Here is a 22,783-nt window from a genome sequence, read left to right on the forward strand (position 1 = left end):
AAACGGAACTTAAACCTCATCTCAGCAAATACTGGAAAATTCCACCACGGGGAAATGCCGCTTTTGTAGCCGCGATGGAAGATGTTCTGGAGGTCCATCCGTCAGCTTCTGCAGCACAATGCCGGAGTGTACGACGTGGCCAACGATCCGGTCCCGGGATGCGACAGGATAGAGGTCCATTCGCCCTGACCCGCCCTCAAAGGCAAGCCGGAGCATCAGGCCGGAACCTTCAAGATAGACCTGGAAATCGATGCCCTCGACGGCCTCTTCGCCTTTCGGTTTGTACGTTCCGATATACGACCCGACATACGACCGCAGGACGGATAATGGCACATCCACAAGCTCCGCCTCTTCGGCCCCCTCAATGTCAGGCCAGCCGTACACCCGAGCGACGCTTCTCACGATCTCGTACATGAGCGGAGAAAACATGGCCTGAACACCATCCTTGCAACACTTTCCTGGTCTGACGTTATCCGGGCAGACGCGCTCAACACCCCCACACGGCAATCTCCCATTTCCCAAACCGTTCCCGCCGGTTCCATATCCGCTCTTCCCAGGTCTTGCCTGGATCCCGGTGGAAGACGACCAGATGGGCCTCCCCGGCCCCGACCTTGTCCGCGTAGTCCGCGGTCTGCTCCAGGCCCTCGGTCAGGGTGGATTCCAGGCTTCTCCGGGCATGGAGCAGTTTCAGCTCGATGACCACCCGCTGCACCGGGCCAAAAAAGCCGGAGGCTTCGTCCAGGGGCCATTCCAGGAGCAGGTCGGTTCGGCGGCGACCCAAGCCGAATTCCCGGTTCAGCCGACCGCCTCCGTTGAGCACACGCTGCAAAAAGGCCTGGAGCAGCAGTTGCGGGCCGGCCTCCTTGTACTCGAAGCGTTCCACCCAGCTTTCGCCGTTCTCGCGGAAAAACTGCTGGAACGCTCTCAGCAGCTTATCCATGTCCAACCGATGATCCGGGCCGACATACCAGGCCAGATCCTGGTTGGCGATCATGGTCTGGGTGGACCAAGTCAGTTCACGGGGGATGATTTCCTGGTAGATGCGGTTGCTGACGGCCAGTTGGGGACGAACGCGGATCAGCCCCAGATCCTCAACGTATTGCAAATCGTCGTCGGGCAATTGCAGTTCCGTTTGCTCCGTGGAGAGCAGGGCAGCGACAACCGTGCGCACCCGCGGCTCCTTGAGCTTGTCCGCAAGCTGATCCAGATGCGTGGCCCGGGAGAGAATCAGCCGTTCACGAGCGGCCCGGTAGTCTTCCAGGGTGATGGGCCGGGTCCGATCCCGGGCTTCCCGGTTTTCCCAAGTCGCTTCATAGCCCAAAGCGTTGACCAGCCACGGTTGACCCTTGGTGTCCAGCCAGAGTTCATCGAAGATTTCCGGGGCAAAGGGCTGCCCCGTGGCTTCGGTGTGCTGATGCCACAAAGCCCGGGCTTCCTCCTCAATGAAGTTGCCCATGCGCAGGGACTTGGCCTTGATGTTGAAGGCACTGCCCCCGGTGATCACCTCTTCCCCTTGGCCATGCATGCGATAATCGCGCACGTCCCGCACCCCGCAGAGAATCACGCTCTGGGGAAAAGCCGCGGGCCGCTGGGCGTATCCGGCCCGGATTTGCCGCAGCAGGGAGATCAACGTGTCGCCCACCAGGGCGTCCACCTCGTCCAGAAGAAGCACAACGGGCCTGTCCGAGATACGGGACCAATGCTCCAGCATTTGTTTGAGAAGATCGTTGCTCGGCTGGTTCCGGCCCGTGGTGTTCAGCCAGGCAAAGACCTCTGGCTGGTCCAGATACAGGCGGATGGACCCGGCAATGGCGCTGCACACCGTTGGAATGCCCTTGCTCTCGTCTCCCCGGGCCGCCTGGGCACCCTCGATGTTCGCGTAGGCGCAGGCAAACCGGCCCTCGGCGTTCAGCTCGGCCATGATGGCCAACAACGTGCTCGTCTTCCCGGTCTGGCGTGGGGCGTGAAGCACAAAATAGCGCTCCGAGCGGATCAGATGCGCGATTTCGTCCCAGTCCATGCGGTGCAAAGGTGGGATGTTGTAATGGTGTTCGGTCTTGATCGGCCCGGAGGTGTTGAAGAATTTTTCCATGACGGCTCCTTGGCGATATTTTGTCTCGGCGTTGGAACGAAAAGCTGAATCAGAAAACTACGCCCCTCTGGCTCACCCCGCCGCCTCCACAATGGCGATTTCTTCCCGGCTCAGGCCGTACAGCGCATACACAAGCTGATCAATTTCCTGATCCGTCGCCGCGATCTGACGTTGCAGCAGGGTCTGTTCATGGCTGGTTGAAGCGAAGGCGGATCTTTTATGCAGGTCCAGAATCCGTTCGACAAGGGCGACAAGTTTGTCGTGAAGGGCAAGGTCTTTGGGATTGGCGGAGTCTATGGGGCGGATGGGGAGTTGTTCGATGTACATGGGCTTGTATTCATAATACCCGCCCTGCTTGGTGGAAGCAATTTTGTGCAGCTCGTAGTCCGGCACCTTGGAATTGAGAAGTCCCAGAAGGTAGAGATCTTCCGTGGCGATGATGGATGTCTTGTCGTTGGAGAAGTAGCCTTCCAGGTCAAGTTGGTAAGAGGCTCGCTGAACAATGGCGGGTACAATGATCTTTGGTTGTTCAAATCGCTGATAATAGGCGACCGTGTCCTGGATTTCATACCATTGGTACGGCCCTGGCTTCCGGCCTTTCCATGGCCCCTTGAAACCTTTTGGCTTCGGCGTCAATTCCGCCTTGAATTGAGTAAGATGGGCTTTGATGCCGGGATAATCGTTGATATTAACGCCCCTGCGGGTGAAAATCAAAAATTTGTCTGATTTCAGCGGCACGTACCGCTTGATATCTCTTCCGGCCAGAAACGGCTTGATCAATTCCGCGCTTTTGGGATCGTCCGCGATGATCTGGTCGCGGGTGGCGGTGTCGATGACAAAGGCTTTATTCAGGCCGGTCAGTATGCCGCGATAAATTTTGCCCTTGACATACTCGCCAAGCGGCACGCCCACGGAGCGCAGTTTCTGGAGCAGGGCCTGTTCCTCGTGGCGGACCAGGGTCCAGCCGCTGGGGGCCAGGTTGGCCAGGGGCACGTCGAAACCGGATTCCTGGACGTAGCCAGTCAGGTCCTGGATATCCAGGGTTTTCACGTTTACCGCCCGGACCGTTTCCCGGGGCGGACTGTTGGCGATGCGCAGGATGCAGGGGTAGGTGGTGGCATTCTGGAACACCGGCAGATCGCCGAAATCCACGATTTCCATCAAGCCCTTGCCGCAAAGCCATTCCCGCAGACCCTTGCCGTAGTTGGCCCGCATCCATTTATTGGCCACGATGTAGGCGAAGTTGCCGCCGGGCGCGAGCAGGGAGACGCCTTTTTCAATGAAGGGCACGTAGAGGTCCGCGGTGGGGGCATAGGTGGCATAGGCCCGGCTGAAATACTCCTTGGACGGCCCCAGCCCCTCCTGGCGGACATAGGGCGGATTTCCGATCACCGCGTCGAAGCCGCCGTTTTGCATGACTTCCGGGAATTCCGCGTTCCAGTCAAAGGCGTTGACCTGGTACATCTCATCATCTCCCAGGAAGCTGAGCTGGCGGTTGCGAAAGAAGTCCGGGCCGACCAGGCTGTTGCCGCATTTGATGTTCGCGGAGAGGTCCGGCAGGGCGCGTTGCTGGAACAGGGTGTGCTGGCGCTGGATGGTGTCCGAGGTTTCGCCTTCCAGGACCTTGAGCAACAGGGAGAGCTTGGTCACTTCCACGGCCTGGGCGTCGATGTCCACGCCGTGGATATGGGTCAGCAGGATGCGTTTGCGCTCCTCGGTGGACAGCCGCCAGCCGCCCCGGTGGTGGCGGTAGATGCGCGGCTCCTTGCCCTTGCTCCATTTATCCGGCTCCTGGGCGTAGCGGTCCAGGTGCCAGTCCAGCAGAAACTGGTACGCTCCCAGCAGAAACGAGCCCGAGCCGCAGGCCGGGTCCAGCACGGTCAGCGGACGACGATTTTTGGCCGGTTTCCAGGTCTGGGTCATCCCGGCCGCTTCCTGCGGCGTCTTGTCCCGGACCAGCTCGCCCACGGTGTGCCGGACGATGTACTCCACGATGTAGGCCGGGGTGTAGAACACCCCGCCGGCCTTGCGCACCTCGGGCTTCTGCTCCACCTTGGCCCGGCCGCCCTCGGTCAGCCGGATCACGCTGCCCAGGAACCGCTCGTAGACATGGCCCAGGATTTCCGCGGAAAGCACGGAAAACTCGTACGGGCATTCGGGGTAATAGAGCCGACGGAAGATATCCTTGAGGGTCTTGTCGTCGATGGTCAGCCGGGGCGTCAGCTCATCCGGCACGCCGGGTCGGCCCTTTTCCCGCTCAAAGTGGAACAGGCCGGAATTGTAGCGTTTGTCCGCCCGGTCAAAGAGTTCCTGCAGCCGGGCATAGACGTTCTCGCCGTTGAGCAGGGCCTGCAACCGTCCGTACCGCTCCACGCCCCGATCCTCGCTGATGCGCAGAAAGATGATCCGGTCGATGATCCGCTGGACCGCGAAATTGAGTTCCCGCTGGGTCAGCCCGGCGTTGCGCAGGGCGATGTTCCGGGCCAGCTTTTCCCGCCAGGTTTCGATTTCCAGGAGAAACGCGTCGTCCACCTCCGCTGTGCCGCGCTTCTGGGTCGTGGACTGGACGTACTTGTCGAACGCGCCCATGCGGATGGCCTCCGGGGAGAAGATGGCCACGATGTCCGCCCAGCGCTCGGCGTATTCCTCGAAGGTGAAGTACAGAATCCGGGCCGTGGAGGCCTTGTCCGTGGCCGCGGGCTTGATCCGGGTGTCGTAGACGCTGAATTCCTCGAAATCCGTGAGAATGGACAGGGGCAGCTTGGCCGTCCAGGCGTAACGGCGCAACTGGAAAGCCGGGGCCACGGCCTCGCGCAGATTCACGGACGGCTTCTTGGCCTCCAGAAAAAACAGCCGCCGACCGCCCAGGCGAAAGGAATAATCCGGCGCCTTGGTCGCTCCGCCGATCTTCAGCGCATCCTCGTGAACCACCTCCTTCCACTGCTCCGCATACCCCTTCTCATTGTCCACATCCCAACCCAGGGCCTTGAATAACGGATCAATGAACTCCCGGCGGACCTGGGTTTCGTTGTAGTCCGGGGATTTGTAAGCCTCGCGGTGCATGGCGAAGCGCTGGATCAGATCCTGAACAGTGGCCGGAACGGGTACTTGAGTGGTGTCGGGCATGGCGGATAGTGTGTCGGGGGCTGAAGGTTTGAACGAGGGGGAAATGTCCGTGGATACCTGGAAGCGACAAGGCTCGCAATCCCGAACCGCGCGGGATTGCGACACACGCTCGCCCACTATTCGTGGAGTCTGAGATGTACTATGACGATCCACGAAGGGGCAAACCAGCGCCCGACAGATATATTGGCACCGCCAACGAACGTGGCGTAAACAGTCTTTTCGATGGATACAACGATTTATTGATAAAAATCTGAAATAAATACACTTTTCCTATGGCACGGATCATGCTGACATGAAAGAGAAGCAATAAACCATTCAGCCAGGGAGCAGCGACATCATGAACAAGCGGAGCGAATATTATTTTGGTATCGCGGCAATGACGGCCCTGGTGTGTTTCAAAATGATTTCAGTTTTCTGGAGTTACGAACCCATTTAACGGAGAACAACCATGCCTCGTCTGCTTTGCATCCTGCTGCTTGCCCTGGTTTTCGCGCTGCCTCTTCAAGCGGCTGATCTGGAATGGGATATCGAGGTCGGGATCGACGACAGCATCTTCCCTTCGCTGATTATCGCCACCTCCACGTTGCTCGACGATGACGACGACCCCGATCCCACCATTCTTGGCGACCCATGGGGTTTCGTGGGCGTGAGCATCGTCGCGCCCGCCGACCGAACACCCGTGCGCGTGGAAATTTCCAGCGGCAAGCTGATCAGCTCCAGCGTCTGGGAGGGCCTGTTGCCCAAAAAGGGCGAGACCTATCTGATCAACCCGGTCTTGAAGTTCGATTACGACGCCCTGCTTGCCGTTCACCAGCCCTTCCCGGAGGTGGTCACGGCCCGGGTTGCACTCAACGGTCAGCCCCACACCGAAAAAAGCAAGCGCGTGCCCGTGCGCACCATCAATGACTGCATCTTGGGTTTTGAGGACGAAGAGGGCGATTTCGTGGACACGTCATGGCTGTTTGCGGCCTACGTCAACGAGAACCACCCGGTGGTGGACGCGCTTCTGGGGGAGGCCCTCAAGGCCGGATACGTGGATTCCTTTGCCGGTTATCAGAAAGACGCCGACGACGTGGCCGAGGAGATCAAGGCCGTTTACCGGGCCATCCAGGCCCGGGGGTTCAAGTACAGCAACATCACCAGATCCTCCGGGGAATCCGGAGTCGTGGCCATGCAGCACGTCCGCCTGATCGGCCAGCAGGTCCGCACGGCCCAGGCCAACTGTGTCGAGGGCAGCGCGCTCTTTGCCTCGGTCTTCCGCAAACTTGAAATGAGTCCGTTTCTGGTCTCCGTGCCGGGCCACATGTTCGTCTGCGTTCACCTGGATGAGGAGCAGGAAGAAACCTTGTGCATTGAGACCACCATGGTCGGAACCGCATCCTTCGAGAAGGCCGTGTCCGCGGGCAACGATCAATTCCTGAAAGCCCTGCCTTTCTTTATCAGCGACTCCATGAACGAGGAAACCTCGGAAGGCTACGCGATCATCGACATCGACGACGCAAGGCAATCCGGCATCATGCCCATCAGTGAAGCTTTATGATTACATGGGCAAGACACCCTAACAGGCTGTTTTCCAGCCATGCATCAGCGCAGCATTGGACAAATGAGCATTATGAAGCTGAAGCATTGAATATCAAGAAAATCTGTGCAGCGCGCTTGAAAGTATCAGCACCACGTACGCAGACAAAGGCCACTCCGAGGAAAAGTCCGTGCTGAACATCTCTAACACAAGGTGACTCGTATGTTCCGGAAATCAGGTTGTGTGATGGTTGTCGTTCTGGTCGGGTTGATGGCTATGACTGTTACCGCATCAGCCGAACAGAGAGTGGGAATCGTCTTCTCCACGGGTGGTTTGGGCGATTTGTCATTCAATGATGCCGCACTACATGGACTGCAGAAGGCCAAAAGAGATATGGGTATCTCTTTCCAGTTCATCGAGCCCAAGGATGTTGAACACCTGGAAGACCACCTGATAGCATTTGCCACGGAAAATTACGACCTGGTTTTCGCGGTCGGGTTTCAACATGAATCTGCCTTGAAACAGGTTGCCCAGGATTTCCCGCACATCAAGTTTGCCATAGTCGATAGCGTGGTGTCCGCCCCGAATGTCAGCTCATTGGTCTTCATGGAGCATGACGGCTCATTTCTGGTGGGCGTACTCGCTGGAATGATGACGGAAAGCAATATCGTCGGCTTTGTCGGTGGGTTGGAGGTTCCAATCATTCGCAAATTTCAAAGCGGATTCGAACAGGGAGTCGGCTCCGTCAATCCGGATGCCCGTGTGCTGGTTGACTATGCGCAAAGTTTTCGCGCCCCGGCATTGGGCAAGGAATTGGCCATCTCGCAGAACAAACGTGGGGCCGATATCGTCTACCATGCCAGTGGTGCAACAGGAATTGGAGTCATATTCGCTGCCCAGGAAAATGGATTCTATGCTATCGGAGTGGATTCGGTACAGGACCATCTGGCTCCGGGCACGGTTCTAACCAGCATGGTCAAGCGTGTTGACGTCGCTGTTTATGAAACCATTCGAAGCCTGGTGGAAGGGGATCTCCAGCCGGGAGAGCGACATTTCGGCGTGGCCGAAGGCGGAGTCGGCACCTCGGATTTTCAATACACCCGCGACATCATCCCCCAGGCTGTGCTCGATGCCGTGGAATCGGCCAAGACGAAGATCATCTCCGGTGAGATCGTCGTCATTGATCCGACCAGGTAATCCTATGACAACTCTGCTCTTGTGCATCGGCCTGCTCGTTCTGGGTTATTTCACCTACGGCAAGGTGGTTGAGCGGATATTCGACCCGGATCCGAGCCGTCCGACGCCGTGTTCCACCATGGCCGACGGGGTGGACTACGCTTCCATGCCCACCTGGAAGGTCTTTTTTATCCAGCTTTTGGACATCGCGGGGATCGGACCGATCTTCGGGCCGATCCTGGGCGCTCTGTACGGCCCGGTGGCTCTGGTCTGGATCGTGGTGGGCGCGATTTTCGCGGGCGCGGTGCACGATTATTTCAGCGGGATGCTTTCGGTACGCAACAAGGGCGCGTCCATTCCGGACGTGGTGGGCGCCTTCCTGGGCCTGCACGCCCGCCGGGTGATGCGGTTCTTTTCCCTGTTGCTGCTGCTCCTCGTGGGCGTGGTGTTCGTCCTCAGTCCGGCCCAGCTTCTGGGCAATCTGACCGGCCTGAACGTCCAGTTTCTGGTGGCCTGCATCTTCGGCTACTACTTCCTGGCCACCATCCTGCCCATCGACAAGCTTATCGGCCGCTTGTACCCCTTTTTCGGCGCGCTCTTGCTCTTCATGACCCTGGGCGTGCTCGTGGGCATGGCCCTGGGCGATGCCCCGGTCCTGCCGAACCTGGACGTGACGATGAACACGCACCCGCAAGGCCTGCCCATCTGGCCGCTACTGTTTATCACCCTGTCCTGCGGGGCCATCAGCGGCTTTCATTCCACCCAATCCCCGCTCATGGCCCGCTGCATCCGCAATGAATCCAGTGGACGCCTGGTGTTCTACGGCGCCATGATCGCCGAGGGGATCATCGCCCTGGTCTGGGCCGCGGCCGGGATGACTCTGTTTTATGGCCCGGAGGCTTTGTTTCAGGTCATTCAAAGCGGCTCGCCCTCCCTGGTGGTGGACCAGGTCTGCCGGACCCTGCTTGGTCCGGTGGGCGGGTTTCTGGCCATCCTGGGCGTGATCATCCTGCCCATCACGTCCGGGGACACGGCCTTTCGATCCAGCCGCCTGATCCTGGCGGAAACCTTCAGCCTGTCCCAGGCCCAGGCGGCCAAAAGACTGCTTCTGGCCGTCCCGCTGTTCATCGTGGCCTTTCTCGTCAGCACCCAGGATTTTAATCTCATCTGGCGCTATTTCGGCTGGAGCAATCAGACCCTGGCCATGTTGGTCCTGTGGTCCGCGGCGATCTTTCTGCGCCAAAGCGGCAAATTCCATTGGATCGCAACGGTCCCGGCCCTGTTCATGACCGCGGTGACCGTCTCCTTCATTCTCCAGGCATCCATCGGCTTCAATCTCTCTCCGGGACTCTCCAACCCGGTTGGCGTGGCCACGGCGGCCCTGGCCCTGGCCGTTCTGCTACGGGTCAAGCCGCGAAACTCGCGGACACCATGAAGAGGATTCAGTCCTTGCTTGTTGACACACTGAAGCAAGCCTACTTTTTACCTGATACCAACAGAACTCGGGAGAACAGAAACCATGTTCAAGAAAGCACTGTTTCCAGGCAAGTACATCCAGGGCCAGGGCGCTCTGGCTGAGCTGCCCGCGGTGATGCAGGCCCTGGGGCGGCGCGGGCTGATCCTGGCTTCGCCCACATCCCGGGCCAAGGTTCTTCCAGCTGCTGGGCTGGACGGATCGTCCGCCTCGGTCGTCATCGAAACCTTTGGCGGCGAATGCAGCGAGACGGAGCTGGCCCGCATCGCCGGGATCATTCAGCAAGAGGGCGTGGACGTGGTGGCGGCCGTGGGCGGCGGCAAGACCATTGACACGGCCAAAATCGCCGCGGATCGGGCCGGGGTTCCGGCAGTGGTCGCCCCGACCATCGCCTCCACGGACGCGCCGTGCAGCGGATGCGCGGTGATCTATTCCGAGGACAACGTGTTCGAGTCCGTCTGCTATCAGAAGATGAACCCGGCCGCGGTGATCGTGGACGAGACCGTCATTGTCCAGGCCCCGGTGCGTTTCCTGGTGGCCGGGATGGGCGACGCCCTGGCCACCTGGTTCGAGGCCGAGTCCTGTCGCCGGACACAGTCCGCCAACGCTTGCGGCGGTCTGAGCACCACGGTGGGGCTGCACATTGCCAGGCTGTGCTACGACATCCTCTTGGAATACGGCTTGGCCGGGAAGATCGCTTGCGAGAGCCAGGCCGTCACTCCGGCTTTTTCGCGCATCGTGGAGGCCAACATCCTGCTCAGCGGCATCGGCTTTGAAAGCGGCGGTCTGGCCGCGGCCCACTCCATCCACAACGGCCTGACCGCGCTGGCGGAAACCCACGATTTTTATCACGGGGAAAAGGTCGCCTTCGGCGTCTTGGCCGGCTTGCAGATCAGCGACGCGCAGCCTGAAGTCATGGACACAGTCTACGGCTTCTGCGAGACCGTGGGCCTGCCCACCACCCTGGCCGACCTCGGCCTGACAAACGCCGATCCAACCGGATTGGCGCTGGTGGCGCAAAAGGCCTGCGCCTCAGAGGAGTGCATCCATAACGAAGCAGGCGTGATCACGCCCGAAAACGTCCTCCACGCCCTCATCGCCGCGGACGCCCTGGGCCGGACGAGGAAATGGCGGCCGCCGAAGATAATCGGTTGATGAGCGCCCAAGCTGAAACCAACCTTCAATCAGGAGCTGAAAGATGAAGTCCCCTGCCCGTATCCTGAACATTTCCAGTTTTACCAGATTGTTGGCGCTGCTGTTTGCTATCCTGGTCTTGTCCGGGTGTGGCGGCGGCGACGGCGAAAGTCAGTACGCATCGAATCCGGAGATGGACCGGGCCGTTGCCGGTGTCCGAACGTCCCTGGAAAACGTCCTGGGCAACACGGTTCCCTCTCTGAGCGTTCTGATCCAGACCCCCGCGGGCGTCATCTTCAGCGGTTCGTCGGCCCCCGGAGCGCGGCCTGTCTCGCCGGACACATTTTTTCGCTTTGCCAGCAACACCAAGAATTTTACCGCGGCCGCGATCTTGAAGATGCATCAGGACGGCTGGCTCAACTATACGGATCGGATCGTGGACCGCATACCCGGCAGTGACATGGCCTACGTGCCGGAAGACCCTTCCTGGAACATCCCCTACAAAAACCGCGTCACGATCCGCCAACTTCTGCACCATAACGCCGGGGTGTATGACGTGGCCAACGATCCGGTCCCGGGATGCGACGGGTTGCCGTATGTGGGATGGATGGAGGAGCAAAACCCCGACCATCAGTTTACCTCCACCGAACTCGTGGAGCAAAACGTCATCCACAATCTCTCCTCTTTTCCGCCGGGCACGGCCAATTACAAGTACAGCAATACCGGCTACACGATCCTGGGCGAAATCATCGCCCGTGTGTACTCGCATCACAGCAGCGGCCCCAAGACCTACACGGACTATCTGCGCGACCACGTGTACGGCCCCACGACGCCCGTGTCCCTGAACCTGCATTTTCCCTACCTGGCCGCGGACAAACGCCTGCCCGCCCCGTCGGTCTGCGGCATGATCATTGATCCGGACGGCAACGTGGAGGAACACTGCGCGGACAACATGAGCGCCAACGTGGCCGAAGGCAACGGGTACGGCACCATGACCGACCTGAACGCCTACCTGCGCACCCTGCTCAAGGGGCAAAACGTTCTTTCCCCGGAAAACGCGGCAATAATGATGACCGATGCTTCCGCGGCCAACCCCAAATACGCCCTGGGAACGCAGCACATGGACAACCTGGGATACGGGCACACCGGCGCGACCCATGGCTATCTGTCCCTGATGGCCTACGATCCGACCATTGACGTTTCCGTCATCATCCTCGCGCCCTTGTGGGACTTCACTTCCGGATGGGCGTCCTTCATGGAGATTTTCAACGCCATGCAGTGCGCCGGATGGGATGCCCGCCAGGCCCTGGGATACCCCGGCAGGCCGGATGGCGCGGCATGCCCGGGAGGATGAAGTCCCATGTCGCAGGAGGGGGCCGCGGGGGGATTCCGTGAAGGACCACATGGCTTCAGGCATGGTGTTTGACCAGCATGGTCAAGCGTCAACCCGTTAAACTCGTCAGGAGACAACACAATGAGCGATATTCCGCAAGACATATCCGCGCCGGCGATGGTGACGGCCATTGAAAACAATCTGTTCGACTTTCTGCCGCTGTTCGGCCTCTTGCCCCACGCCGAGGTTCATGATGATCCTGAACTGCTCTGGTCGCTGACCACCATCCCTTTTCCGCTATGCAACAGCATCATGCGCGCGAATTTGGCTCCTGAGGCGGTGGACGGAGTGATTGAAGCGGCGATTAACCGCGGCAAGGCCAGGGATGTGCCCCTGCTGTGGTGGACCGGACCGGCCACGCGACCGACCAATTTGGGAGTGGCGCTGGAAGCCCATGGTTTCGCCCGGCAGGAGGACGCACCCGGGATGGCCATGGACTTTCGGGACCTGCCTGGAGACGTCGCGACACCGCCCGGTTTCACTCTCGAGAAAGTCAACGACATCGAATCCCTGAAGCAGTGGCGACACCCCTTTGCCGTGGGCTTCGGCATGCCTGATTTTGCTGTGGATGCCCTGATGGATCTCTTCGAGCGAAGCAGCTTCGGCCAACGACTGCCGCTTCTCCACTATCTCGGACGGCTGCATGGCGAGCCGGTGGCAGCGGGCTCGGTGTACCTCGGAGCGGGCGTGGCCGGCGTTTACAATGTCGTCACCCTCCCGGAGGCGCGACGGCAAGGCATTGGCGCCATGATCACCCTGGCTCTGTTGCGCGAGGCCCAGGCTGCGGGATACCGGGTCGGGATTCTGCATACGTCCAAAATGGGGCTCAATGTCTATCGTCAATTGGGATTTCAGGAATATTGCTCCATCGGTCAGTATCTGTGGTCGCCTGAATAAAGCAGTTTATGGCCAGGGCGCGATGCATGTCAAAGAAAGAGATGTCCCTCTTCAGAAATATCGGCTTGTGGACCGCGCTGTTCCCCGCATCCGCCGCGTTGGCCGCGGGGTTGCAGTGGGCGTCGTTTCCGGCGGCCACCTTGCTCGGCCCGTTGCTGGCCGGGGTGGTTTTCGCCTTGGGCGGCGCGGATTTGAAGCTGTCCCGCTGGGCTTTTGGCGGGGCCCAGTCCGTGGTGGGCTGCCTGGTGGCGATGAGCATGACCCCGTCCGTGCTGGCCACCCTGGCTCTGAACTGGCCGGCCATTTTGCTGGCCATTTTTCAGGTCATCGTGTTCGGGGCCGTGGTGGGGCTTGGGTTGATGCGCTTCGGCTCGTTGCCTGGAACCACCGCGGCCTGGGGCACGTCTCCGGGCGGGGCCGCGGCCATGACGGCCATGGCCGAATCCTTCGGCGCGGACATCCGCATGGTGGCTTTCATGCAGTACCTGCGGATCTTCGTGGTGGTGCTCACGGCATCGTCCGTCGCGCACGTCCTGCTGGGCGGGCTGGGCGGACAGTCAGCGGATCTGCCCGCGCCGAACTGGTCGCCGGGCCTTGACGCGCCTCTGGTTCCCCTGGCGCAGACTCTGGCCCTGGTGGGTGCGGGGGTGGTCCTCGGTCGTTGGACGGGCATCCCAGGTGGAGCGTTGCTGCTGCCCATGGCAGTGGGCGCGGTGCTCAACTCCCTGGGCCTGGTGCAGATTACCCTGCCGCCGTGGCTGCTCTGGAGCGCCTACGCCGTCCTGGGCTGGTACATCGGCCTGCGGTTCACGCCCCAGACCCTGCGCTACGCCCTGCGGGCCATGCCCCAGATCCTGCTGGCCATCGTCGTGTTGATGGCCCTGTGCGGCGTCGCGGCCTGGACCCTGACCGTCTGGGCAGGCGTGGACCCGCTGAGCGCCTACCTGGCCACCAGCCCCGGCGGCCTGGACGTCGTGGCGATCATCGCCGCGGACAGCGGCTGCGACGTGGCCTTCGTGCTCTCCCTGCAAACCCTGCGTCTGTTCGCCGTGGTGCTTACCGGGCCGTTGACGGCCCGGCTGATCTGCCGGGTCAGCGCAGGCAACGCCCCGGACACGCTTCGGACCTAGCTATGCGCTTGTCCCTTGATCCCCGTAACACGGGCCATCTCCGCCCCCACGTACTCCGCCAACTCATTGGCGAAATCCGAGTGCAGGCGCAGCAGGCTCATGTCCAGTGGAGCGGCTAATCGGCTGAGCCGCAGCATGTCGCCGTCCTGGGCCGCATGGGGCCAGACCCCGGCGAAGAAGAACCCCGCGGCCTCGGCCAATTCGCAAAGCACTGCCGTGGCTCGCTGGGCCAGCGGCAGATCGATATGCACCACCTCGGCCCCGGCAATGTCCAGAAGATCCGTGCCCGCCCGCAGGATTTCCGGCCATTGCCGCGCATCGGCCACGGAAATCCGCACCACGCCCTTCAACAGTCCGCGATCAAAGGACACCGTATAGACGCCGCCCGGTTTTTCCGCTGGGCTTTCCTTGGACCCGCGGCCCGTTTCCACCGGGTCAGGGAACGGTCTCAAACGGCGTCCCAGATTTTCGTAGATGCGCTCGGTGATGGGCCGGTGCCGCTCCGGGACAAATGCCAAGGTCTGGGCCAAACCCTGGGCCTGACCCTGGGCCTGACCCTGGGCTTGACCCTGGGCCTGGCCCGTCAAATACAGAAAGCAGTGCAGATAGGACTCCCGGTGGCGAGGGCCGTCTTCCAGGCCCATGGCCTTGAACTGACGGGGCGGGCAGGCCGCGAGATCCAGGCCGCAGGGTCGGCCGCCGATGTTGATGGCGTTGCGTTGGCTGACGGGATGGCTGGTGACCGGATTGAGGGCCAGTCCGAACAGGCCCGACTTGCGGGCCCGATCCGTCAGGGCGGAAAAAAAACGGCTCATCAGGCCGCGCCCCCGGTGCGCCGGAGAGACCACCAGCAGGGCCATCTCGGCCATGGGCACGGGCTCGGGCCGCAACAGCCCGGCATGACCGACGACTTCACCGTCACTGCTCACGGCCACGTAGCTGACGAGGACGCCCCGGGCGACCAGGTCCAGAAGTCCCTCGGGCCTGTAAAAGGCCTCGTTCTTGTAGGAGTATCCGTAGGTCAGCCAGAACAACCGGGCCACGGGCAACGCATCCTCGGGCTGGAGCGGACGGATTTCAAGAGGCTGTTCAGGGGCCTCCGATGCCTCCGATCTCTCAGAAGCCTGGGAGGGGATGGCGGCTTGATTCGCGTGGGTCGCGGAATCAAGGTGAACCGCGGGTTGGGCAAAGGGAGCGTCGCTCCCGCCTCCCGGTGTATCGTCCCTGGGCAACTGTTTGACCAGGCACAAGGCCTTGCCTTGCCGACCGCGGTTCACCCACCGGACCTCGTCCACGGCGTGGTGGATGAGCTTCATTCCCAGGCCGACGGTCTCGCTTTCCGCCCGCCTGGGCAGGCGTTGGAGCAGCGCCGGGTCAAAAGGCAGGCCTTCGTCAATGAACTCCAGACGCAGCTCGCCTTCCAGCAGTTCGCCCTTCACGAGCATGTCCCCCGGGGTTCCGTCCGGGTAGGCATGGGCGCAGATGTTCTGAAAGGCCTCCTCGGCCGCCAGTTCCAGAGCCAGGACGTCCTTGGCCGGAAAGCCCACGGTGCGCGCCACGTCGCGGACATGGCCTTGAACAAGGGCAAGAAAACGCCCCTCCGCCGGAACTCTGAGCTGTGTATGTGGTGTCGTGCGCATGGTTCGATCTGATGTGGGAAGCTGGTGTTGAAGGTCAAGGTTGGATTTGTGGCGGCCCCGTTGCCAGGAACCGGGCGAGCGGGCGATCCGGATTGCGAATATATCCACGGCACGACTATGGCAAGAATCTTCCCCCGGCGTTCAGGGTAATTTTGATCACGATGTTCACATGGACGCGGCCGGAGTGATGCTTTCCGACATGGCGGACCTGAAGCGCTGGGTCAAGGTTTATGCCCGCCCGAACGCAGCAGGCCGCCGACAGCCTCCAACCCAGGCCGTGCCCCCTCATTGATCCAGACCTGCCACCCTGATATCAGCAGCCAGGAGCGAAACCTCGCCCATTAGCCTCCTTGCCCTTGCGCTCCGAACACGCCACCAAAAGCTTCCCGGCATCCCTTGGCCCGCCAGGAATCCTGGCAGTGCCAACGGAATGGGCGCAAACAGTGCGGTTTTTAAGCGGTTGGCGCTTTCATCTAACATGCTGGATTCGTGCAGCTTTGTTTATGGCATGGATCGTGCTGAAAGAGATGCAAGGCCACTATGGTCCAACCTTAATAGGAGAAAAAATCATGAAAAAGCTTTACGCGGTTGCCGCCATGGCGGTCATGCTCTGCCTGACCGGACTGGCCCTGTCCGGCGAAGCCCAGGCCCAGCAGTGCGTGGACAACGGGGACGGGACCGTGACGGACAATGTTGCCGGCCTGATGTGGCAGAAGGGCACGGAGGGCCAGCCCAAGAACTGGAAGAAAGCCAAGAGCCAGGCATCCGGTCTTGCATTGGGCGGACATACTGGATGGCATCTGCCGGACAGGCATGCGTTGCTTGGTTTGTACATCTCGCCATGCAAGGAGATGATGAGCGTGGAACCGACTTGGTATTGGTCTTCTTCTCTTTATGAATATGACAACAATTATGCGCTTGCCGTAGATTTCTCAGAAGTTTCCATGTGGCAAGTGATTACAAATGACTACCATGTTCGTGCGGTACGTAGACTTTAGTAATTTTACAGTAAAATGAGGAGGATAACATTATAATGAATACCTTTCAAACTATTCAGAAAAAAATTGTCTTGGCCATTCTTCTCTGCCTGACAATGCTTGTTATGCCAGGTACTGCATTTTCCGAAAAATTCACGGAAAATGAATGCTGGAACATAGACCATTGTGAGATTGTTGTCGATAGATTTAATGTAATCATCAAGGAAAACGACAAGAATTCTGAAAAACTTAAGCTTCTTTACGATGTATGTCTAAAACTTCCATCCGAAATCGCTTGCATATGCAGAACAATAACTGATTCTCATGGCATGCAGGTGATCGAAAAGCTGCTTGAAAAATTGTACCCAAGAGAGATTTGCATGAGGATTGAGCACGGCATGCTCTAATGGCCGGACAACATCAACATTCAACACTTCCGTGACCAAACGGAAAGGATAATCATCATGAAGACGTGGACGATAAAGATTTTGATGCTTTCAGCAATGGTGGCGGTAGTCTGTCTGCTGGGAATCGGGCAGGCATGGGCGTGGAACCAGGCTGATCTGGACAAGTTGCTGGAGACGAAGGAGTGCAATGGCTGCGACCTGTCCGGGGCCTTGCTGTACGGCGAGGATCTGTCCGGGGCCGGCCTGGTGGGCGCCAAACTGGACGCGGCGCAGATGCAGGGGGCGAATCTGTCCGGCGCCAATCTGACCGGAGCAAACCTGCATCAGGCCGATCTGACCGGTGCAAACCTCTCCGGAGCCATTCTGACCAACACAAACCTGATCTGGACCACCTGGACCGACGGCAGGCGCTGCGCCGAAGGATCCATCGGCGAGTGCAAGTGAGAGATGGTGGACGTTATGATTCGGAGGGCTGGTTTTGGAGTTTTGCCGTGAAAAATGAAGTACCGTTCTCCAGTCCACCTTTCCGGATGATGCCACCACAATCAACCCGAAAAGGAAACTCATGATTGGTTCAAAACGCACTTTTTGCACAAACTCTAACCATAAAGGATTCATACCATGATCAAGTTGAATACATCCCTGTTTGCAATAATCGTATTGGCTGCCCTGCTTTGCCTGCCCATCACCTCCAGTCATGCGCAAAACGAGAACCCACCCCTGGACACGACCCAATGCGCCGAATGTCATAACGTCTGCCGGAGGGTACCGATCAATGATCAGAAAAGATGCGAGGAAATGTGCCAACCGTTTTGCTCCGAGCCCCAGTCCGTCCTGACCAAGAGTACGACCACCGTTCCTCAGGATAATCCCTGTCAGGCCTGCACATGGAAATGCCGCAATATGGTGAGTGGTGAGGATGCACGGGCATGTTTGAATGAGTGCTTTCATGACGTCTGCAGGGAATAGTCTCCGACTAATGGTCACTGCAAGGACAAACACGATGACCTGCGGGGTCCCTGGCCCTGACCTTCACGCTCTCCAGGCAATACGCAAGTCCATTGCGGATTTGTCGTGGCAAATCCGCAATGGACAGCGTGATTGTCTTGACAGGTTGAGCAAAGGGCCTCATGATCCCCGCCCATGAAACGAGAAATTTACTCCTCCATCGTTCAAGACCTTTCCCGGAAGATGGTGTTCCTTTCCGGGCCGCGTCAGACGGGGAAAACCTGGTTGGCCAAGGCCATCATGTCCCGATTCAGCCAGCCCCTGTATCTGAACTGGGACAATGAGCAGGATCGGCGGGTCATTCTGGGGCAAGGCTGGGCGGGAACGGTGGATCTGCTGATCCTGGACGAGATTCATAAAATGCCCCAATGGAAAAACCATCTCAAGGGTATTTGGGACACCCGGCCGGGAAAAATGGCCATGTTGATCACCGGGAGCGCCAGGCTGGAAATCTTTCGCCGCTCCGGGGACAGTCTGGCTGGACGGTATTTTCACCACCGACTGTTTCCGCTGACCCCGGCGGAACTGGAAGCCGTCGGACTGGCCGGGGACCTGGAACGGTTTCTGCTTCACGGAGGATTTCCCGAGCCCTGGCTGGCCGAGGATGAGGCCGAAGCCGGGCGATGGAGGCGTCTGTACCTGGACGGTCTGATCCGCGAAGACATCCTGAGCTTCGAGAACATCACCCGCCTGAAGGACATGAACCTGCTGCTGGAGCTGCTTCGCAACCGGGTGGCTTCGCCGATCAGTTATCAGGGGCTGGCGGAAGATCTTGAAGTGTCTCCGAACACGGTCAAGCATTACATCGAAATTCTGGAGGCGCTGTACATCGTCTTCCGGGTCTACCCGCACCACAGGGCCATTGCCCGGGCCATCAAGCAACAGCCGAAAATCTATTTTTTCGACATCCCTCTGGTCAATGGCGAGGGACCACGGTTGGAAAACCTGGCGGCGCTTTCCCTGCACAGGCATCTTTGCCGCCGGGAAGATCTGGACGGTATCACTCGCGAACTGCGTTATCTGCGGACCAGGGACGGAAAGGAAGTGGATTTTTTGATCACAAAGGATAATCACCCCGAACTGATGCTGGAAGTCAAAAGCACCGGCAGGGCCTTGTCTCCCGGATTGCAGTACTTTCAGGAAAAGTATCAGATCGACGGAGTGCAGTTGGTGGCCGACCTGCGCCTGGAAGATCACTCCCAGCCACTCAGACTGGTGCGATTGTATGATTTCCTCCGAACCTTGGGGACGTAACTGCTCCATAATGTGTACATTGATAGAGATTGGGACATATTGAAGCGATTCTGGCGAAGAAACTGGAAGTTTCGCTATCGTGGCAATGGCCCCCAGGTGGAGTTCACACTTGCCCGGTACGCGTTCATCGTCTTCGGCGCGGCCCTCAGCGCCGTGGCCGCCACCGGGGCCCTGGCCATGTGTCCCATGTTCTGCTTCTGCCCATCATCTGCGAGCCCCTGGGCCTTCCGGTGGAGCCCGCGATCCTGGTGGGCTACGCCCTGCTGACCGTCATGTCCCCGTTCTCGGCCGCGGTCCAGACAGTGTTCAGCAGCGGCCTGACCGCCCTGGTCGTTGCAACCCAGGCCGAACCAGCCGGCTTCGCCACCAATGTTGGCAACGCCAACGAAATGGGCGCAAACAGTGCGGCCTGGTACGGTTGGCGCTTTTTTATAATATCTTGAAATCATTTGATTTTTGTTATGGCATGGATCGTGCTTAAAAGAGTATAATGCCAGCAACACCCAAATACGGAGGAACGTCATGAGAAAAATGTGGAGAAAGCTTTTCGGAACAGCGGCCCTGGCCCTGTTGTTCACGGCAACCCCCAACCTTCATGCCGCCCAGGGCACCTACATCGACTGCATCCACGGCTGTCCCGACCTGATCGTCTGCACCAACTGCTGCAACGAGACGTTCAGCAGCATCCTGGCGACCTGCAACGCGAACCGGGACCAGTGCGAGGCCCTGTGCCCTCCGGGGAAGATGGATTGTCTCGACGCATGCGTGATGGCCAGGAACGATTGCCTCAAGCAGGACACGCGGGATTTCGACTGCCCGCACTGGAAGGCCGGCGGCCCGCAGCCGGGTATGACGAAGACATCAGAGTGCAGGTTTTGTCATGAGGATGACCGGTAGAGTCATTTCGATATTTGATAGACATTCTCCGGCATCGCCTCGCGATCGAATGAAAAGCATCATGGCGTGACATCGTGTTTCAGTCCTGGGGAGCTACCCGGGGCATTCAAACAATTCAGAAGTGGTGGTTCAACCACTGAACCGGAGGAAATGATGGGAGATAGAAAACTGATTAACGGTATCTTTTGTTTTGTGTCAGGCGTCCTCTTTGCCTCAATTATCTTGTTCTGCGTGGTCACTGTGCCAAAGGCCGATGCCGATTCCGGAATGAGCTGCATGAGAACTAACCTGAATGCCTGGGGATACAGAAACACAATACCCAGCCCGACCATTGATATTGTTTATGAAATTCCTGGCTGTATAAAAAGCTATGGTTACACGATAAATGCTGTCGGTATCCATAATGGCATGGTACGGGTAACCTATTCCGGTCCTGGCACGAAAACGAAAGGCATGGGGGCCGGCGATACGACCAGCGGCATTGTACCATTTTAGAGGTCAGTGCAAAAAGTCCTTTGGACCAAACAAAATGCCTTATGGACTTCCGGCAACATATTGTTTTTACTAGCAAACTAACCACTCACCACTGACCACAGCTTGGTGCAAAAAGCACTTTTTGCACCAAGCTCCTCAAACAGCACGGCTTTAACTGGTTGGCATTTTATTCTAACATTTTTAAATTATGTATTTTTTTTGCAAGGCATGGAACATTCATTATCAAGTCAGCATCTCACCATCCAAACAAAGAGGAACGATCATGAGTACAATATGGAAAACGGATTCGAAAAAAGTTGCCTGTGCGCTGATCATCGCCTGCGCCCTGGTCTTGACAGCGGTCACGCCTGCATTGGCTGACGAGAATTATACCTGTAGGTGTAAAGGTATTAAATACTGGATTCTGTTCGTACCCTCATATGGCAACTGCGGAAACGGTTTTGCCGGTGGTAGCAAAGGCGCGGTGACAAGGGACATCTCCCGTGACGCTCTCACCAGCTATATTCCTCCCGGAGTCATCGGTCAGGTAACTTCAGGAAACTCGCAGTGCGGATATTACCCGGATTCAGGCTGGAACTGCGGGAAGATGAGCGGAAGTTCCCTTCCGCAATGCATTAACGATTAGCAATGATGATGGCGGCACTTCACCCTGATCGATGAACCGTTCCCTGGTATCTATTCTGACTTCGTGGTGGAATAGATACAGATACCTTCCATATTTTTCGATACGTAACTACTCATCACAGAGTAATGCTGTTGACTGGGTCGGAGTCGGAATAGGGATCGGAATCGAAAGCGCCGGGGAGCGTTCTAAATTCTTCCTGTTCCGATTCCAAAACCGACCCCGATACCGATCCTGATTGTTGGAGCAAGAGCGGACACAAAAAATGCTGAGAGGATACGTTTTGCTTAGTGATAATTTGAAGAAATCTCTATTTGGTAAGAATTGTTCGTAATATGGCACAATTTTTAAAAAATAAGGAGATTGTAATGCGAATTGTGATGATGAATCTTGTTTTCTGTGCTATTGTTTTTGTTTTTTTTGTTTCTCCTGTCGCAGCATCAACGGCACTGGAAAGGGCCTACAACAGGTGTATCGAAGGCTGCGTCGAACTTGATGAAACAGTTTGTAAGCAATGCTGTGAAAAGGCTTTTGAGCCTGTAGTTTTGCGCTGTCGATTGCAATACATTGAATGTTTGAATGCTTGCAAAAACGATAATATGTGCAGAAATAACTGCATTTATAAAACCAAAGATTGCGGCAGTGGCGCAAAAGGTGAGCATATTTGCCCTTGATTGGGAATATGGAGCAATTTGTTCCTGTCCATGGGCTAGGCTGGGTCGTGGAACCAGGATGATCCGGAATAACAGTCCGTTGAAAAACTCCCAATTGCTGCGTCGCTGCAAAAAGTTCAAACTCTCACGTATGAATAAATACGCTTCGACCTTGAACTTTTTTTGCTCCTTGCACTTGGGGTTTTTGAACGGACTGCCGGATAAGGACTTTTTCAACACTCAGATAAACGGCTCTTCGACGTTGGATGTGGAATTGCGTAACAGCCTGACTTATTGCCGCAACCCATGTTCGGAGCCCCCGCCGGAGGTATCCTCGTCCGTCGCCCACGAGTAGGCACGAGAAAGCCAAGACCGTCAAGGCATGAGCTGTCTCGGCGATACCCAGGACACCACCTATCAAATGGGGCCGAACCTGCCTTTGGACAACGGAGAGGTTTACGCGGTGGTGGGTACGTTGGGCACGCGAACCGGAAACGCGTCCTACACGGGAGTGTCGATCAACGAGTCCATGCAGAAGAAAGGCGTCGCGAACATCAACGACTCCCAGCTCCAGGACACGGCCCGGGAATACGCGGACAAGGTCAGGAGCGCCGACAAGTTCTACGTCTACTACATCACGCGGAAATGTTCCGGCCTGGAATCGCTGACCGGAGGGCATTGCCTGTCGATCACCGAAAGCATGATTCCGCCCTGCCCGGCGAATTCCGGCGCGGCCTGCGGGTACGCCAAGGTCGTGCAACGCAACTACATTCGCCCCGGCACCCAGCGCGGGCCGGATTCAAAACTGGTTTTAGCGCCAAGGATTCTCCAACTGCAAAGACCGTAAACGGAGCGGCGTCAGGGGATGGTTCAGACCTTGTTGACATTT

22 protein-coding genes are annotated in these 22,783 nt (G+C 58.2%); 18 read left to right on the forward strand and 4 right to left on the reverse strand.

Going from position 1 to position 22,783, the window contains the following annotated elements; translation table 11 throughout:
* Positions 1–21 precede the first annotated feature (21 nt).
* From AC559A_RS09475 to AC559A_RS09485, 3 genes are all read right to left on the reverse strand, one after another.
* Positions 22–429 carry a hypothetical protein gene (locus AC559A_RS09475; RefSeq protein ID WP_498817720.1) on the reverse strand — a complete coding sequence of 136 codons (408 nt, stop codon included), beginning with the start codon at positions 427–429 and terminating at the stop codon, positions 22–24.
* A 58-nt stretch (positions 430–487) separates the two neighbouring features.
* Entirely contained in the window at positions 488–2,092 is a 1,605-nt protein-coding gene (locus tag AC559A_RS09480) for an ATP-binding protein (protein ID WP_498817721.1), read from the reverse strand.
* Positions 2,093–2,164: 72 nt separating this feature from the next.
* The gene (locus AC559A_RS09485) at positions 2,165–5,218 is read right to left on the reverse strand and encodes an Eco57I restriction-modification methylase domain-containing protein (protein ID WP_498817722.1); all 3,054 of its coding nucleotides are present in this window, start codon (positions 5,216–5,218) and stop codon (positions 2,165–2,167) included.
* Positions 5,219–5,666: 448 nt separating this feature from the next.
* Between AC559A_RS09485 and AC559A_RS09490 the strand changes: the two genes are divergently transcribed.
* The 7 genes from AC559A_RS09490 (at position 5,667) to AC559A_RS09520 (ending at position 13,941) form a co-directional block, all read left to right on the forward strand.
* Positions 5,667–6,758 carry a hypothetical protein gene (locus AC559A_RS09490; protein ID WP_498817723.1) on the forward strand — a complete coding sequence of 364 codons (1,092 nt, stop codon included), beginning with the start codon at positions 5,667–5,669 and terminating at the stop codon, positions 6,756–6,758.
* A 201-nt stretch (positions 6,759–6,959) separates the two neighbouring features.
* Positions 6,960–7,934, forward strand: a complete 975-nt coding sequence (locus AC559A_RS09495; RefSeq protein ID WP_084032193.1) for a BMP family lipoprotein — start codon at positions 6,960–6,962, stop codon at positions 7,932–7,934.
* A 4-nt stretch (positions 7,935–7,938) separates the two neighbouring features.
* Positions 7,939–9,348 (forward strand): carbon starvation CstA family protein, encoded by a 1,410-nt coding sequence (locus tag AC559A_RS09500; protein ID WP_498817724.1) that lies wholly within the window; start codon positions 7,939–7,941, stop codon positions 9,346–9,348.
* Between the two features lie 84 nt (positions 9,349–9,432).
* Positions 9,433–10,542 (forward strand): glycerol dehydrogenase, encoded by a 1,110-nt coding sequence (locus tag AC559A_RS09505; protein WP_498817725.1) that lies wholly within the window; start codon positions 9,433–9,435, stop codon positions 10,540–10,542.
* Positions 10,543–10,585: 43 nt separating this feature from the next.
* A complete protein-coding gene (locus tag AC559A_RS09510; protein ID WP_498817726.1) occupies positions 10,586–11,875 on the forward strand; it encodes a serine hydrolase domain-containing protein in 1,290 nt (429 codons plus the stop codon).
* Between the two features lie 120 nt (positions 11,876–11,995).
* Positions 11,996–12,811 carry a GNAT family N-acetyltransferase gene (locus AC559A_RS09515; RefSeq protein WP_498817727.1) on the forward strand — a complete coding sequence of 272 codons (816 nt, stop codon included), beginning with the start codon at positions 11,996–11,998 and terminating at the stop codon, positions 12,809–12,811.
* 26 nt (positions 12,812–12,837) lie between these two features.
* Positions 12,838–13,941 carry an AbrB family transcriptional regulator gene (locus tag AC559A_RS09520; protein WP_498817728.1) on the forward strand — a complete coding sequence of 368 codons (1,104 nt, stop codon included), beginning with the start codon at positions 12,838–12,840 and terminating at the stop codon, positions 13,939–13,941.
* Here the strand turns inward: AC559A_RS09520 and AC559A_RS09525 are convergent.
* Positions 13,938–15,581, reverse strand: coding sequence for a GNAT family N-acetyltransferase (locus tag AC559A_RS09525; protein ID WP_498817729.1), 1,644 nt, complete (start codon positions 15,579–15,581; stop codon positions 13,938–13,940). The two genes, AC559A_RS09520 and AC559A_RS09525, sit on opposite strands and share 4 nt — an antisense overlap.
* A 169-nt stretch (positions 15,582–15,750) precedes the next feature.
* Between AC559A_RS09525 and AC559A_RS09530 the strand changes: the two genes are divergently transcribed.
* From AC559A_RS09530 to AC559A_RS09580, 11 genes are all read left to right on the forward strand, one after another.
* Positions 15,751–15,873, forward strand: coding sequence for a hypothetical protein (locus AC559A_RS09530; RefSeq protein ID WP_498817730.1), 123 nt, complete (start codon positions 15,751–15,753; stop codon positions 15,871–15,873).
* A 211-nt stretch (positions 15,874–16,084) separates the two neighbouring features.
* Entirely contained in the window at positions 16,085–16,579 is a 495-nt protein-coding gene (locus AC559A_RS09535) for an Lcl C-terminal domain-containing protein (protein ID WP_498817731.1), read from the forward strand.
* 35 nt (positions 16,580–16,614) lie between these two features.
* On the forward strand, positions 16,615–16,965 hold the full coding sequence (locus tag AC559A_RS09540; protein WP_498817732.1) for a saposin domain-containing protein: 351 nt from the start codon (positions 16,615–16,617) through the stop codon (positions 16,963–16,965).
* A 57-nt stretch (positions 16,966–17,022) separates the two neighbouring features.
* A complete protein-coding gene (locus AC559A_RS09545; RefSeq protein WP_498817733.1) occupies positions 17,023–17,409 on the forward strand; it encodes a pentapeptide repeat-containing protein in 387 nt (128 codons plus the stop codon).
* A gap of 699 nt (positions 17,410–18,108) precedes the next feature.
* The gene (locus AC559A_RS09550; RefSeq protein WP_498817734.1) at positions 18,109–19,227 is read left to right on the forward strand and encodes an ATP-binding protein; all 1,119 of its coding nucleotides are present in this window, start codon (positions 18,109–18,111) and stop codon (positions 19,225–19,227) included.
* Between the two features lie 179 nt (positions 19,228–19,406).
* Complete coding sequence (locus AC559A_RS09555; RefSeq protein WP_498817735.1) at positions 19,407–19,670, forward strand: hypothetical protein; 264 nt, start codon at positions 19,407–19,409, stop codon at positions 19,668–19,670.
* A gap of 79 nt (positions 19,671–19,749) precedes the next feature.
* Positions 19,750–20,124, forward strand: coding sequence for a hypothetical protein (locus AC559A_RS09560; RefSeq protein WP_498817736.1), 375 nt, complete (start codon positions 19,750–19,752; stop codon positions 20,122–20,124).
* A gap of 153 nt (positions 20,125–20,277) precedes the next feature.
* On the forward strand, positions 20,278–20,619 hold the full coding sequence (locus AC559A_RS09565) for a hypothetical protein (protein WP_498817737.1): 342 nt from the start codon (positions 20,278–20,280) through the stop codon (positions 20,617–20,619).
* Positions 20,620–20,881: 262 nt separating this feature from the next.
* Positions 20,882–21,244 carry a hypothetical protein gene (locus tag AC559A_RS09570; protein WP_498817738.1) on the forward strand — a complete coding sequence of 121 codons (363 nt, stop codon included), beginning with the start codon at positions 20,882–20,884 and terminating at the stop codon, positions 21,242–21,244.
* 365 nt (positions 21,245–21,609) lie between these two features.
* On the forward strand, positions 21,610–21,915 hold the full coding sequence (locus tag AC559A_RS09575) for a hypothetical protein (protein WP_498817739.1): 306 nt from the start codon (positions 21,610–21,612) through the stop codon (positions 21,913–21,915).
* A 361-nt stretch (positions 21,916–22,276) separates the two neighbouring features.
* A complete protein-coding gene (locus tag AC559A_RS09580) occupies positions 22,277–22,741 on the forward strand; it encodes a hypothetical protein (protein ID WP_498817740.1) in 465 nt (154 codons plus the stop codon).
* The last annotated feature ends 42 nt before the right edge of the window (positions 22,742–22,783 follow it).

Origin of the sequence: Desulfonatronum zhilinae (assembly GCF_900182865.1) — a bacterium.
Taxonomy (GTDB): Bacteria; Desulfobacterota; Desulfovibrionia; order Desulfovibrionales; family Desulfonatronaceae; genus Desulfonatronum; species Desulfonatronum lacustre.

Bases quoted from the DNA above. Each gene is read 5' to 3' on its own strand.
- AC559A_RS09495 (WP_084032193.1), top strand. From the start codon at position 6,960: ATGTTCCGGAAATCAGGTTGTGTGATGGTTGTCGTTCTGGTCGGGTTG.
- AC559A_RS09560 (WP_498817736.1), top strand. From the start codon at position 19,750: ATGAGAAAAATGTGGAGAAAGCTTTTCGGAACAGCGGCCCTGGCCCTG.
- AC559A_RS09485 (WP_498817722.1), bottom strand. From the start codon at position 5,218: ATGCCCGACACCACTCAAGTACCCGTTCCGGCCACTGTTCAGGATCTG.
- AC559A_RS09545 (WP_498817733.1), top strand. From the start codon at position 17,023: ATGAAGACGTGGACGATAAAGATTTTGATGCTTTCAGCAATGGTGGCG.
- AC559A_RS09500 (WP_498817724.1), top strand. From the start codon at position 7,939: ATGACAACTCTGCTCTTGTGCATCGGCCTGCTCGTTCTGGGTTATTTC.
- AC559A_RS09550 (WP_498817734.1), top strand. From the start codon at position 18,109: ATGAAACGAGAAATTTACTCCTCCATCGTTCAAGACCTTTCCCGGAAG.
- AC559A_RS09565 (WP_498817737.1), top strand. From the start codon at position 20,278: ATGGGAGATAGAAAACTGATTAACGGTATCTTTTGTTTTGTGTCAGGC.
- AC559A_RS09520 (WP_498817728.1), top strand. From the start codon at position 12,838: ATGTCAAAGAAAGAGATGTCCCTCTTCAGAAATATCGGCTTGTGGACC.
- AC559A_RS09525 (WP_498817729.1), bottom strand. From the start codon at position 15,581: ATGCGCACGACACCACATACACAGCTCAGAGTTCCGGCGGAGGGGCGT.
- AC559A_RS09580 (WP_498817740.1), top strand. From the start codon at position 22,277: ATGAGCTGTCTCGGCGATACCCAGGACACCACCTATCAAATGGGGCCG.
- AC559A_RS09480 (WP_498817721.1), bottom strand. From the start codon at position 2,092: ATGGAAAAATTCTTCAACACCTCCGGGCCGATCAAGACCGAACACCAT.
- AC559A_RS09570 (WP_498817738.1), top strand. From the start codon at position 20,882: ATGAGTACAATATGGAAAACGGATTCGAAAAAAGTTGCCTGTGCGCTG.
- AC559A_RS09540 (WP_498817732.1), top strand. From the start codon at position 16,615: ATGAATACCTTTCAAACTATTCAGAAAAAAATTGTCTTGGCCATTCTT.
- AC559A_RS09575 (WP_498817739.1), top strand. From the start codon at position 21,610: ATGCGAATTGTGATGATGAATCTTGTTTTCTGTGCTATTGTTTTTGTT.
- AC559A_RS09490 (WP_498817723.1), top strand. From the start codon at position 5,667: ATGCCTCGTCTGCTTTGCATCCTGCTGCTTGCCCTGGTTTTCGCGCTG.
- AC559A_RS09510 (WP_498817726.1), top strand. From the start codon at position 10,586: ATGAAGTCCCCTGCCCGTATCCTGAACATTTCCAGTTTTACCAGATTG.
- AC559A_RS09515 (WP_498817727.1), top strand. From the start codon at position 11,996: ATGAGCGATATTCCGCAAGACATATCCGCGCCGGCGATGGTGACGGCC.
- AC559A_RS09505 (WP_498817725.1), top strand. From the start codon at position 9,433: ATGTTCAAGAAAGCACTGTTTCCAGGCAAGTACATCCAGGGCCAGGGC.
- AC559A_RS09530 (WP_498817730.1), top strand. From the start codon at position 15,751: ATGGACGCGGCCGGAGTGATGCTTTCCGACATGGCGGACCTGAAGCGC.
- AC559A_RS09535 (WP_498817731.1), top strand. From the start codon at position 16,085: ATGGCATGGATCGTGCTGAAAGAGATGCAAGGCCACTATGGTCCAACC.
- AC559A_RS09475 (WP_498817720.1), bottom strand. From the start codon at position 429: ATGTTTTCTCCGCTCATGTACGAGATCGTGAGAAGCGTCGCTCGGGTG.